The 13,184-nt window shown below is 71.0% G+C and carries 8 protein-coding genes and 1 riboswitch; of the genes, 5 read left to right on the plus strand and 3 right to left on the minus strand.

Annotation, left to right across the window (positions count from 1 at the left end):
- Positions 1-106: 106 nt before the first annotated feature.
- Positions 107-1,207 carry an ATP-binding protein gene (locus ACWF94_RS17115; protein WP_453488311.1) on the minus strand — a complete coding sequence of 367 codons (1,101 nt, stop codon included), beginning with the start codon at positions 1,205-1,207 and terminating at the stop codon, positions 107-109.
- Positions 1,208-1,325: 118 nt separating this feature from the next.
- Here ACWF94_RS17115 and ACWF94_RS17120 point away from each other — a divergent pair, with 118 nt between their 5' ends.
- Positions 1,326-2,708, plus strand: coding sequence for an SWIM zinc finger family protein (locus ACWF94_RS17120; protein ID WP_453488313.1), 1,383 nt, complete (start codon positions 1,326-1,328; stop codon positions 2,706-2,708).
- Between the two features lie 140 nt (positions 2,709-2,848).
- On the plus strand, positions 2,849-4,510 hold the full coding sequence (locus ACWF94_RS17125; protein ID WP_453488315.1) for a DUF5691 domain-containing protein: 1,662 nt from the start codon (positions 2,849-2,851) through the stop codon (positions 4,508-4,510).
- Between the two features lie 378 nt (positions 4,511-4,888).
- Here ACWF94_RS17125 and ACWF94_RS17130 read toward each other — a convergent pair whose 3' ends face one another.
- Positions 4,889-5,302: a cobalamin B12-binding domain-containing protein gene (locus ACWF94_RS17130; protein WP_453488325.1), complete on the minus strand. Its 414-nt coding sequence runs from the start codon at positions 5,300-5,302 to the stop codon at positions 4,889-4,891.
- A 566-nt stretch (positions 5,303-5,868) separates the two neighbouring features.
- Between ACWF94_RS17130 and ACWF94_RS17135 the strand changes: the two genes are divergently transcribed.
- Positions 5,869-6,780, plus strand: coding sequence for an esterase/lipase family protein (locus ACWF94_RS17135; protein ID WP_453488317.1), 912 nt, complete (start codon positions 5,869-5,871; stop codon positions 6,778-6,780).
- A 266-nt stretch (positions 6,781-7,046) separates the two neighbouring features.
- On the plus strand, positions 7,047-8,714 hold the full coding sequence (locus ACWF94_RS17140; protein WP_453488319.1) for a M23 family metallopeptidase: 1,668 nt from the start codon (positions 7,047-7,049) through the stop codon (positions 8,712-8,714).
- A 99-nt stretch (positions 8,715-8,813) separates the two neighbouring features.
- On the opposite strand, the gene pcrA is transcribed toward ACWF94_RS17140, so the two are convergent.
- Positions 8,814-11,288: a DNA helicase PcrA gene (gene pcrA / locus ACWF94_RS17145; RefSeq protein WP_453488321.1), complete on the minus strand. Its 2,475-nt coding sequence runs from the start codon at positions 11,286-11,288 to the stop codon at positions 8,814-8,816.
- Positions 11,289-11,794: 506 nt separating this feature from the next.
- Positions 11,795-11,958, plus strand: a riboswitch (cyclic di-AMP (ydaO/yuaA leader).
- Positions 11,959-11,970: 12 nt separating this feature from the next.
- Between pcrA and ACWF94_RS17150 the strand changes: the two genes are divergently transcribed.
- Positions 11,971-13,184, plus strand: a 1,214-nt coding sequence (locus ACWF94_RS17150; RefSeq protein ID WP_453488323.1) for an NlpC/P60 family protein, incomplete at its 3' end; no start/stop codon positions are given.

A 13,184-nucleotide genomic window follows, 5' to 3' on the forward strand; every position in this document is an offset into this window, starting at 1 on the left:
CCCTCGATCAGCACCGTCGACGGTGCGGCCGCCTCCAGCGCGGCCCGCACCGCCCGCGCCGAGCCCGGGCCGTGGTGGCGGACGCCGAGCAACAGCGGGCCGGTGGTCATGCGCTCACCTCCCGGCAGGCGCGGTAGAAGTCCTTCCAGCCGTCCCGCTCCCGGACGACCGTCTCCAGGTACTCCTGCCAGATGACCCGGTCGGCCGCCGGGTCCCGGACGACGGCGCCGAGGATGCCGGCCGCCATGTCCCCGGGCCGCAGCACTCCGTCGCCGAAGTGCGCGGCGAGCGCCAGCCCGCCGGTGACCACGGAGATCGCCTCGGCCGTGGAGAGGGTGCCGGACGGTGATTTGAGCTTGGTGCGGCCGTCCGCCGAGACGCCGTCCCGCAGCTCCCTGAAGACGGTGACGACCCGGCGGATCTCCTCAAGGCCCTCGGGCACGGCGGGGAGATCGAGCGAGCGTCCGATCTGGTCGACGCGCCGGGAAACGATGTCGACCTCCGCCTCGGGGGTCGCGGGCAGCGGCAGCACCACGGTGTTGAACCGGCGGCGCAGGGCGCTGGAGAGGTCGTTGACCCCCCGGTCGCGGTCATTGGCCGTGGCGATGAGATTGAATCCGCGGACCGCCTGCACCTCCTGCCCCAGCTCCGGAATCGGCAGCGTCTTCTCGGACAGGATCGTGATGAGCGAGTCCTGGACATCGGCCGGGATACGGGTCAGCTCCTCGACGCGCGCGGTCATGCCGTCGGACATGGCGCGCATGACGGGGCTGGGCACGAGCGCGTCCCGGCTGGGGCCATGGGCGAGCAGCCGCGCGTAGTTCCACCCGTAGCGGATCGCTTCCTCCGGGGTGCCCGCCGTGCCCTGCACAAGCAGGGTCGAGTCGCCGCTGACCGCCGCGGCCAGATGCTCGGACACCCAGGTCTTCGCGGTGCCGGGCACCCCGAGCAGCAGCAGCGCACGATCGGTGGCGAGGGTGGTGACGGCGACTTCGACGATCCGGCGAGGCCCTACGTACTTGGGTGTGATCACCGTGCGGTCGGGCAGTGTGCCGCCGAGCAGATAGGTGGCGACGGCCCAGGGCGACAGCCGCCAATGGGCCGGGCGCGGCCGGTCGTCGGCCGCGGCCAGCGCCTTCAGCTCGTCCGCGAAGGCGTCTTCCGCATGCGGTCGCAGAGCCTCGGCGCCGGTTTCGGACACGGTCATTTCTCCCCCTCCAGATCGTTCGATCCGATGTGGTTCCCACCCTGCACCACGCCACTGACAATCGACCGTCTTCGCAGGTCAGAGCCGATTGTCAGTGGTGGGCCGTAGCTTTGTGGCCATGAATCAGACGGGGGTGCGCTGGTCGTCGGAACAGGTGCTGGCACTGGCTCCTGACGCAGCGTCACGCAAGGCGGGGACCAGGCTCGGCATGGCCGGTCCGTGGTCGGATGCGGGTACCGGCGGTGGCGGGGAGGTGTGGGGCCTGTGCAAGGGCAGCGGCAGCAAGCCGTATCAGACGGTCGTCGATCTCACGGGCCCGGCGTACAAGTGCAGTTGCCCGAGCCGGAAGTTCCCGTGCAAGCACGCGCTGGGGCTGCTGCTGCTCTGGGCGGCGGACGAGGAAGCCGTGGCGGTCGGCACCGCGCCGGACTGGGCCGAGGAGTGGCTGGCGGGGCGTCGCGAGCGGGAGGGGAAGGGTGAGGACGGAGCGGGCGCGGGGCGGCCCGGGAAGGCGGCCGACCCCGAGGCGGTCAGGCGCAGGGCGGAGCGCCGGGCCGAGCGGATCGACGCGGGGGCGGCGGAGTTGGAGCAGCGCCTGTCCGATCTGCTGCGCGGCGGTCTGGCCGCCGCCGAGCAGTCGGGGTACGGCCTGTGGGAGGAGACCGCGGCCCGCATGGTCGACGCCCAGGCGCCGGGGCTGGCGGCCCGGGTGCGGGAGCTGGGCGCGATCCCGGGGTCGGGCCCCGGCTGGCCGGTGCGGCTGCTGGAGGAATGCGCGCTGGTCCATCTGCTCGACCTGGCCTGGCTGGGGATCGAGCGGCTGCCGGAGCCGCTGGCCGCGACCGTCCGGACCAGGGTGGGCCTGACCTCTCCCGCCGAGGGCCCGCCGGTCCGTGACGAGTGGCTGATCCTCTCTCAGTACGACTCGTCCGACGGGAAGATCACCACGCGTCGCATCTGGGTGTACGGGCGGGAGTCGGGGCGTATCGCCGTGCTGCTCTCGTTCGGCGCGGCCGGCCGGACACCGCAGTTGGCGCTGCCCGTGGGGATGGCGGTGGCGGCCGAGCTGACTCCGTACCCGGGCGCGGGGCAGCTCCGGGCCGATCTGGGCGAGCAGTTCGGACCACCTGCCCCGTTCGCCTCGCCGCCGCCCGGCGGTCCGGTGGCGTCGGCGCTGGAGGCGTACGGGCGGGCGCTGCGGGATGATCCCTGGCTGGAGTCCTGGCCGGTGACGCTGACCGGGGTGATACCCGTCCCGGACGGCGACGGATGGCAGCTCGCGGACGCGGACGGCGGGTCCGCGCTCCCGGTCGCGCCCGCCGCGCTCGCGCGCCCCGGGCTGTGGAAGCTGGTGGCGTTGTCCGGGGGCGGTCCGGTCACCGTGTTCGGCGAGTGCGGCCACGCGGGCGTCATCCCGCTGACCGCATGGTCCGGCGACGGCGCCGGGGCCGGTGACGGGACCGGTGAAGGGACCGGTGAAGGGGCGGTCGCCCTGGTCTGACGCATGGTCCGAGGAGTCGAAGGCAAGGGGCATCGGCGCATGGTCCGACGAGCCGAAGCACAGGGCATCACCGACCTCACCGACCTGACTGACATCACCGACCTCACTGACATGCCCGCGATCGTGTGGAGGACGACGCCATGACCGGAACCATCGGCAGCACGACTACCGGCAGCACCGATATCTCGCTGTGGGAAGAGCTGGTCACCTCGGCTCTGCTCGGCACCGACCGCCGTACCCCACCAGGGGCGGTCATGACCTCGGGCAAGGACGGGCCCGCCGCTCTGCTGGACGCGGCGGCGCTGCACACCGTGCGGCGCAGGGCGGGGCTTCGGCCCGCACCCGCCGCCGATCTGCCGGAGCCCGCGGCGACCGACGGCCGGCCGCATCCGCCGGTGGGCGCGTGCAACCGGCTCGCGCAGTTGCTGGCCGACCGTTCCGCCCCGTCGTCGTCCGGCCGGAGGGGTACGACTCCCGATCTGACGGAGCTGCTGCCCCAGTGGCTGGCCGCCGCCAATGAGCAGGGGTACCAGTCCCCGCCGTCCCTGCTGCCCGCGCTGCTGGACGCCGCCCGCGCCCGTACGGATCTACGGCCGCAGGCTCTCGCCTTCGCCGGGTCGCGGGGGCTGTGGCTGGCCCGGTTCAACCCCGAGTGGAAGTTCGCGCTGCGCGGCTCAGGGGGCGGTGGAGCGCTGCTCCCGGATATGACCGACGCGGACGCGGTCCACCGGCTCTGGGAGACGGGTCTGTTCGCCGAGCGGGTCGCGCTCCTGGCGGCGGTGCGCGCCCGGGACGCGGACCGGGCCCTCGCCCTGCTGGCCGGGACCTGGCAGACGGAGCGGGCCGAGGACCGGCTGATGTTCCTCGACTCCCTGCGTACGGGGCTGTCCGGCGCGGACGAGCCCTTCCTCGAACAGGCCCTCGCCGATCGCAGCCGTAATGTGCGGGCGACCGCGGCCGAGCTGCTCTCGGCGCTGCCTCACTCCGCCCTCGCCGGGCGGATGGCCGAGCGGGCGACAGCATGCGTCGCCCTCGACCGGAGCGGAGGGACTGCGCGGATAGCCGTGGACGCGCCCCGTGAATGCGATGGGGGCATGCAGCGCGACGGTGTGGTCCAGAGTCCGCCCACGGGCCGGGGTGAGCGGTCCTGGTGGCTCGGGCAGCTCGCGGAGGCCACTCCCCTGTCCGCGTGGACCACTCGCCTCGGCGGGCTCGGGCCACAGGAGATCGTCGCGCTGCCCGTCGCGGACCGGTGGGGCGAGGAGCTGCATGCGGCATGGTGCCGGGCCGCCGTCCGCCAGCGGGACGCGGCATGGTCCCGCGCGCTGCTCGGCGCACCGGGCATCCCCTCGGAGACCGGGCCCGGCACGTCCTCGCTCGCCGAGCGGGCAAAGCTGCTGGCGACCTTGCCGGAGGAGGAGCGGGCCGTCTGGGTGGCGGACTTCATCGCGGCACACGGCCTGTCGGAGGCGTTCCAGTTGCTGGGCGTCTGCGCGGTGCCGTGGGCGGAGCCCCTGGGCCGTTCGGTGGTCGACGCCCTGGACATCGCCCGGGAAGCGGGCAGCTATCCCTGGAGCTTCAGCGGCGTGATGGGCCTGGCCGAGCGCTGTCTGGATCCCATGGAGGCAGGCCGCCTCGACCTGCTGACAGCCACCCCGGACGAGGCCGAAGGCGCCTCACCGGGCGCGGGTGGCTACTGGTCGGAGGCATTCCAGCGCCTCGTCTCCACCCTCAGACTCCGCGCGGCCATGCGCTCCGAACTCTCCCCGCCGCCCCTCGCCCCTGCCCGAGGCCGCCCTTGACCACCGAAGCGCACCGGCCCCCGGAGGAAGGCCCAGCCACAGGCCCCAGAACCGGGGCCAGGACCAGAACCCCACGCTCAGCCCGTCCGCCAACCGAGGCCAGGACCAGAACCCCACGCTCAGCCCGTCCGGCGATTGAGGACGGACCCTCGCCCCCAAGGAGCGGAAACCCGGGGAGGGGCCCCAGGAAACAGACGCCCGACACCCGCACGGGCAGGTCACCGCAGAACCCACACACGACAAACCACACACCGCAGGAAGCGCACCTCCCAGCTCCGGCGCCAGGCCCCGACCAGGCCAGGCGCCAGACCGACCAGGTCAGGTCCGGCGTCAGGTCCAGGCCCGACCAGGCCAGGTCAGACCGACCAGGTCAGGGCATCACGCCCCCGCCGGCTCCCGGACATTCGCGTTGACCCAGTCAACAATCGCCCCCGTCGTCGCCCCCGGCGTAAAGATCTCCGCCACTCCCAGCTCCTTCAGCGGCGCGATATCCGCCTCCGGAATGATCCCGCCGCCGAAGACCTTGATGTCCTCCGCATCGCGTTCCTTCAACAGGGCGATCACCTTCGCGAAGAGTGTGTTGTGTGCTCCGGAGAGGATCGAGAGGCCGATCGCGTCCGCGTCCTCCTGAATCGCCGTGTCCACGATTTGCTCCGGGGTCTGGTGGAGGCCGGTGTAGATGACCTCCATCCCGGCATCGCGCAGGGCTCGCGCGATCACTTTGGCCCCGCGGTCATGGCCGTCGAGCCCCGGCTTGGCCACTACCACGCGGATCGGACCAGTCACACCCATCACTGCCTCCACACAACCGACTCCAGCGCAAGTGAACGAACGTTATCTCCAGCATCCCGCACCTGACCGTTTCGCGGTGGGCGGCGAGGGGGAAATCACACATTGGGACATGTTCGCTATGCGTCGCACCCGCGACTCGCGGCCCACCAGCCGCGGCCCTCGGGGACCGGCGCAAGGGAGCCGCTTCAGGGCCGTTCCCCCGTGCCGCCAGCCAAGCGGCAGGGAGGCGTGGCACCGCCGGCCGTCATCCGGTCGCCGGTATCGCCGCCGAATCCGGCACAGCGCCGGACGAAGCGGCACCTGGTGAGGCCCCATAAGGCCGTACGGGGGCCGATGCCGTCTCCTGTAGGGCGTACGGAGGTAGGCCCATGCAGGTTCTGCCCTTCTTCCCCCTCACGCTGGGCCCCCTGGTCCTGAATCCACTGAGTCCGAACCCGTTGAGCCTCACCCCCGTGAGCCGGACCCCTCCGAGTACCAGCCCGAATACAACGAGTACAGACCCGGACACGACGAGTACGAGCCCCAGCCCCAGCGGGAGTGCGAGCCCCTTCAGCCTGCGCACCCTGATGTCGACCTCCCGGCAGGTGCGCAACCTCCGCGATCTGCGTATCCCCGTCACCTTTCTGCGCGCCACCGCCCTTGAGCTGGCGATTCTCGCCGGACATCTGCTGCTGTACCCCTCCGGCCTCACCCCGGAGCGCACCCCCGCCCCCCGGCCCTCCGCCCACGACCGGGCCACTGACCCCGGCGACCCGGGCGGTCCTGGCGACCCGCCCGACCGGGACCTCGGCGCGCTGCCGGACCCGCCGGACGCCACCGCGCTGGTGACCGGCCCGGGGCCGGACCATCCGCCCGTCGTCATGCTCCACGGCTTCGTGGACAACCGCTCCGTCTTCGTCCTGCTCCGCCGCTCCCTGGCCCGGCATGGCTGGCGGCACCTCGAATGCCTCAACTACTCCCCGCTGACCTGCGACATCCGGGTCGCAGCCGAGTTGCTCGGCCGCCATATCGAGGAGATCTGCGCGCGCACCGGCCGAAGCCAGGTCGATATCGTCGGACACAGTCTCGGTGGCCTGATCGCGCGCTATTACATCCAGCGCCTCGGCGGTGACCGACGGGTACGGACCCTGGTCACCCTCGGTACCCCGCACGCCGGCACCACCGTCGCCGCGCTCGCCAGCGCGCACCCGATCGTGCGCCAGATGCGCCCCGGTTCCAGCGTGATCGAGGAACTGGGCGCCGCCGCGCCCGGGTGCCGTACCCGATGTGTGAGCTTCTGGAGCGATCTCGATCAGCTGATGGTTCCGATCGAGACGGCCCGTCTCGATCACCCGGATCTCATCACGGAAAATGTGCGGGTCAGCGGAATCGGCCATCTCGCACTGCCCGTCCACCCGGCGGTGGCGGCGCGTATCCGGGAGGCGCTGGAGACGAAGGCGCCGAGCGTAGACGCTTCGGGAGCCGTTTCGGTTGCGTGATGCTCGCCGAATCCGCCGCTGATCCAGTCCTGTGGGGGACAGCGCACCCCCGACCGTCGAACGAATTTCGAACATAGGGCCAAAGCTCTGCCCATACTCCTCCGAAAGACGCTCGAATGCCCGTTTCCTGATTGCCCAAAACCCCAGGAAGATTGTCGCCGTCGCATACCGCCGGGTACAGTCGCGCCACTGGTTCCCCTCTGGGACCCGTCTGCGTTCCATGGCCCCAGAATCCAGGTCCTGCTGCCGAGGCGAGAGAGACGTTGGTGAACGACCAGCACCCCCACGCCGGGTACGTCGGCCACGACAACTACCCCACAGGCAGCTTCGACACCGACCCGCTCTTCGGTGTGCTGCCGGACCCTCAGGCCGGATACGAGGCCGGGCACAGCGGCCCGTACGACTCCGGTCAGTGGGACACCGGCTCTCACCCGACCCAGGGTTACGAGGTCTACGCCGCGCAGGTGCAGCAGTTCCCCCAGCATGAGTTCCCCCAGCCCGAGGCCACCGGCCAGTACGCGACAGTCGGCCAGGTCGACCACTACGCGACCGTCGATCAGTACGACACCAGCGGCCAGTGGGACGCGTCGGCGTGGAACCAGGGCGCGCAGACGGGCCAGTTCGAAACGGCCGCGGCCACGTTCGCGTACGACACCACGGGCCAGTGGGCCGTCCCCACCTTCGAGAGCGGTGCCTATGACGCCACCGCCTGGAACGCGTGCACGGAGGCCGGGGAAGCCGTCGTACCGCAGCAGTTCTCGCCCGAGCACACCTTCGGCCCCGACTTCCTCCCCGACTGCGCCCCCCATCTCGCCCCTGACCTCCCCCCGGATTTCGGCGCCGACGCCGGCGCCGACCTCGTCTGCGAGCCGGCCGCCGAACTGATCCAGGAGTTCGCGCAGGAACTGCCCCCGGAACTCTCGCAGGAGTTCGGCGCGACCGCCTCCGAATATCCGGGCTCCGGCTACCCGGCCACGGAGTACCCCGAGACGGCGGCGCACAAGCCGGACCACGAGCGGGACCACGAACCGGAGTACGAACCGGAGTACGAGTCCGGATCCGTGTCGGAGTACGAACCCGGATCCGAGCCGGAGTACGAGTCCGGATCCGAGCCGGAGCGCGACTCCATCACCCCGATCGCGCCCGTCACCCCCCGGCCCGTCCGCCGGTCGGGCGGAGGCGGCAACCGTGGCCGGCGCCGTACCCCCGCGAAGCGTTCCGCGCTCTTCACCGTCGCCGTCCCCTCCGCGTGTGTGATGGGCGTCGCGGGCATCGCAGCCGCGTCGGTCGGCAGCCTCGGCGGTGGTGAGACCAAGCAGGAAGACACCAAACTGGCGGCGGCTGATGTAGCCGAGACGACCGCCAGGACGGCCGCCGCGAACAACAGGATGGACACCCAGCTCGCCGCGCTGGACGCCGAGGCCCGTGACTTCAGCGACCGCGCCTCGCGCACCCAGGAGCGCATCGATCTGAAGGTGCGCCAGGAGGCGGAGCGCAAGAAACGCGAGGAAGACGCCAAACGACGCGAGGCCCTCCGCCCCAAGTTCGCCCTGCCGGTGAAGCAGAAGGGCCTCAGTACGTACTACGGAGAGTCCGGCGTCAACTGGATGGCGCTGCACACGGGCATCGACTTCCCCGTGTCGTACGGCAGCGATGTGATGGCCGCGACCGACGGAACCGTCCGTACGCAGTACAACAGCGCCTACGGCAACATGATCATTGTGACCGCCCCCGATGGCACCGAGACCTGGTACTGCCATCTCAGCAGCGCCAAGATCCGCTCGGGCACGGTCAAGGCCGGTGATGTCATCGGCTACGCGGGCAACTCGGGCAACTCCACCGGACCGCACCTCCACTTCGAGGTCCGGCCGGGCGGCGGGTCGACGATCAACCCCTTGACCTGGCTCCGCAGCCACGGCCTCGACCCGACGTAGCCGCCCCCGCCCACCGGCGACTCCCGCCGGGCCTCACCGTCGGCAACTCCCGCCGGACCTCACCAGTGCACAGGCGGAGAGGTCCGGCGGGGGGCGCTCTCAGAGCTTCTCGACCGGCGCGTATCTCAGCAGCAGCCGCTTCGGCTTGGTGTCCCCGAAGTCGATCGTCGCCTGTGCGTCCGACCCCGATCCGGTCACCCCCACCACGGTCCCCAGACCGAACTGGTCGTGGGTGACCCGGTCACCGACCGCCAGGGCGACCACCGGCTTCTCGGACGCACCACGCCGGGTGGCGAACCCGGCGGGTCCCGACCGCGAGCGCGACGACGGCACCGAGGGCAGCCGCCCGCCGAGCCCGGACGTCGGCCCCGCGGGCGCGGCCATCGGCCCCGTACGCTTCCACTCCAGATGCCGGCCCGGGATCTCCTCCAGGAACCGCGAGGGCGGGTTGTACGAGGGCTGGCCCCAGGCGCTCCGCATCGACGAACGCGTCAGATACAGCCGCTCGCGGGCCCGGGTGATGCCGACATACGCCAGCCGGCGCTCCTCCTCCAGCTCCTTCGCCTGGCCGAGGGCGCGCATATGCGGGAAGACACCGTCCTCCATCCCGGTCAGGAACACCACCGGGAACTCAAGGCCCTTGGCGGTGTGCAGCGTCATCAGGGTGATAACGCCCGACCCGTCCTGGTCCTCGTCCGGGATCTGATCGGAGTCGGCGACGAGCGCGACCTGCTCCAGGAACTCCGCGAGCGTGCCCGCGCCCTCGTCCTCCGCGCGCGCCTGTTCGAACTCCAGCGCCACCGCGGCCAGTTCCTGAAGGTTCTCGATACGGGTCTCGTCCTGCGGATCGGTCGACGCCTGGAGTTCGGCGAGATAGCCGGTCCGCTCCAGGACGGCTTCCAGCACCACCGCGGGCCCGGCGCCCGAGTCGACGACCGTCCGCAGCTCGTCCATGAGCACGTTGAACCGCTTGACCGCGTTCGCCGAGCGGGCCGCCATACCGTACGCCTCGTCCACCCTGCGCAGCGCCTGCGGGAAGGTGATCTTCTCGCGGAGCCCGAGCGCGTCGATCATCGCTTCGGCACGGTCGCCGATACCGCGCTTGGGGACATTGAGGATGCGGCGCAGCGGCACACTGTCCTCGGGGTTGGCCAGGACGCGCAGATAGGCGAGGACGTCCCGGACCTCCTTGCGCTCGTAGAACCGGACGCCGCCGACGACCTTGTACGGCAGTCCGACCCGGATGAAGATCTCTTCGAAGACACGGGACTGCGCGTTCGTCCGGTAGAAGACCGCGACGTCGCCCGCCTTCGCGTCGCCCGCGTCCGTGAGCCGGTCGATCTCGTCGGCGACGAACTGGGCCTCGTCGTGCTCGGTGTCGGCGACATAGCCGGTGATCTGCGCGCCCGCACCGGCGTTGGTCCACAGATTCTTGGGACGGCGGCTCTCATTGCGCTCGATGACGGCGTTGGCGGCGGAGAGGATCGTCTGGGTGGAGCGGTAGTTCTGCTCCAGCAGGATCGTCGTCGCGTCGGGGTAGTCCTCCTCGAACCGGAGGATGTTGCGGATGGTGGCGCCCCGGAAGGCGTAGATCGACTGGTCGGCGTCACCGACGACACACAGCTCGGCGGGCGGCAGGTCCTCGTACCCCGTGCCCACCAGCTCGCGTACGAGCGTGTACTGAGCGTGGTTGGTGTCCTGGTACTCGTCCACCAGGACATGCCGGAAGCGCCGCTGGTAGTGCTCGGCGACGTCCGGGAACGCCTGGAGCAGATGGACGGTGGTCATGATGATGTCGTCGAAGTCCAGGGCGTTGGCCTCGCGCAGCCGCGCCTGGTACATCCGGTACGCCTCGGCGAGGGTCTTCTCGAAACCGCCCCCGTCCCCGGCGGCCTGGTCCGCGAAGGTCTCCTCGTCGATCAGCTCGTTCTTCAGATTGGAGATCTTGGCGCTGAACGACTTCGGCGGGAACTTCTTGGGGTCGAGATCCAGATCGCGGCAGACCAGCGCCATCAGCCGCTTGGAGTCGGCCGCGTCGTAGATCGAGAACGACGAGGTGAAACCGAGCTTCTTGGACTCGCGGCGCAGGATGCGGACACAGGCGCTGTGGAAGGTCATGACCCACATGGCGTTGGCGCGCGGGCCGACCAGCTGCTCGACGCGCTCCTTCATCTCGCCGGCGGCCTTGTTGGTGAAGGTGATCGCCAGGATCTGCCCGGGGTGAACGCTGCGGGTGCCCAGCAGCTGGGCGATCCGGTGGGTCAGCACCCGGGTCTTGCCGGAGCCGGCCCCCGCCACGATGAGCAGCGGCGATCCGGTGTGCACCACGGCGGCGCGCTGCTGGTCGTTCAGCCCTTCGAGCAGGGCTGCGGGGTCCACGACCGTGCGCGGAGCGCCGTCGCGGTGGTACGCGTCCCGGGCCGGGGGCACGTCATAGGCGCCCTGGAAGAGGTCGTCGGGAATCTCCTCCCGGGCATGGCCCGCGGGCTCCTCGCGGTCCTCGGGCGGCGGCGGGGGCTCCTCCGGGGTGCTCTGGAGGTTCGCCAGGAAGTGGTCGTCAAAGAGGCTGCTCATCGCTCTCCGAGTCTAGGGCGCTTCTGGTGGATCTTGCTGGGCTCGCGTGCCCTGGCACCGCACTCCCCCTGGGCCTGGCGGCCCGGGAGGTACCCCCACGCCGCGTTGTCGTCAGTCGCCTACGCTCCGCGTGGACTTCTTCCTCCGCCTTGCGATGCACGGCACCAGACCCCGCTCACTGACCCAGCCTGATCCACCAGAAACACCCTAGGCCGCCCCACTGACAGCCCGCCCCCCCGCACGGGCACTCCGCCCCGGCCCGGCCCGTCCGTACCGTACGGAACCACCCCTGCCGGGGCTGCCCCGGCGGCCCGCCATGAGCCTCCGCGAACGCGCCGCGAAGCCGTACGAACTCACTCGGTCATTATCCGGGCCGGTCCCGCCCCAAGCGAAAAGGTCACGAAAATGTATCGGACAAATCGAACATCAATCTTCACAGCGACCACACGTGTTGGCTAGCGTGCTCGATCAGGCGGCCCGTACCCCCACGGCGAACCACGCCAATCGGGCGGCCCGCGCCGAATCCCGGCTTCCCTCAGGGGAGTTCGGGAACCGGGGACCCACCATGCACGACCGGGGTGAATCGGGCCCGTTCCACACGGCCCGTAGGGCGATCTTCCGTTCCGCCCGAACCCGACAGCTAACCCGGTAGGCGGTCAACGGAAGAAGGAGATGTCGACCTTTGGCGTCGCATCGCAGGGCTCGAAGCCGTACCGCGAAGACCTCCCCCGCCGTCGGTCTCACCACGGCGGCCATCGCATCCGTCACCCTCCTGTCGGCCCAGGGCGCGAACGCCGCGCCGACCGACAACCCCAGGCCCTCGGTCGAAGAGGTGCAGAAGAAGGTCGACGATCTGTACCGGCAGGCCGGTACCGCGACCCAGAAGTACAACCAGGCCAAGGAAGCGACCGCCGGGAAGCGCGGTGAGGTCGACGCGCTGCTCGACGACGCCGCGAAGCGCGCGGAGAAGCTGAACGAGTCCCGCCGAGTCCTCGGCGGCTACGCCACCGCGCAGTACCGCACGGGCGCGGTCACCCCGACCGCGGCGCTGCTGCTGGCGGACGACCCGCAGCAGTACTTCGACCAGACCCAGCTGATGAACCGGATGACGGACCGTCAGCGTGGTGCCATCGCCGACTACGAGAGCCAGCGCGCCGCTGCCGCCGCCCAGCGGACCACCGCGGCCCGGAAGCTGGACTCCCTCACCCGCTCCCAGCAGGCGCTGCGGGTGAGCAAGCGCGACGTCCAGACGAAGCTGGCCGACGCCCGCTCGCTGCTGGCCCAGTTGACCGCCGAGGAGAAGTCCCGGCTCGCGGCCATCGAGCGCGAGAAGGCGGCGGAGGCCCGCCGCAAGGCCGCGGCGAAGGCCCGGGAGGAAGCCCAGGAGGAGGCCCGGCGCGAGGCGAGGGCCGCTCAGCAGGCCGAGGCCGAGCGCAAGAGGCTGGCGGAACAGCGCGAACAGAGCCGCGACAGCGGCCAGGGCAGCGGCGCGGGCGCCGGTACGGAGACCGGGCAGAGCCCCGCCGCCCCCGCCGCCCCCGCCGCCCCCGGCTCCTCCTACGGCGCCAAGGCCGACAAGGTGCTCGCCTTCGCCCGCGGCCAGTTGGGCAAGCCGTACGTCTGGGGCGCGACCGGCCCCGGTTCGTACGACTGCTCGGGGCTGACCCAGGCGGCATGGCGGGCGGCGGGCGTGGATCTCCCCCGCACCACCTGGGACCAGGTGAAGATCGGCCAGCGGGTGGCGGCCGAGGACCTGCTCCCCGGTGACCTGGTCTTCTTCTACGACGACATCAGCCATGTCGGGCTCTACATCGGCGGCGGCAAGATGATCCACGCGCCGAAGCCGGGCACGAACGTCCGCGAGGAGTCGATCTACACCATGCCGATCCACAGCGG

Source organism: Streptomyces sp. NPDC055078 (assembly GCF_053607985.1).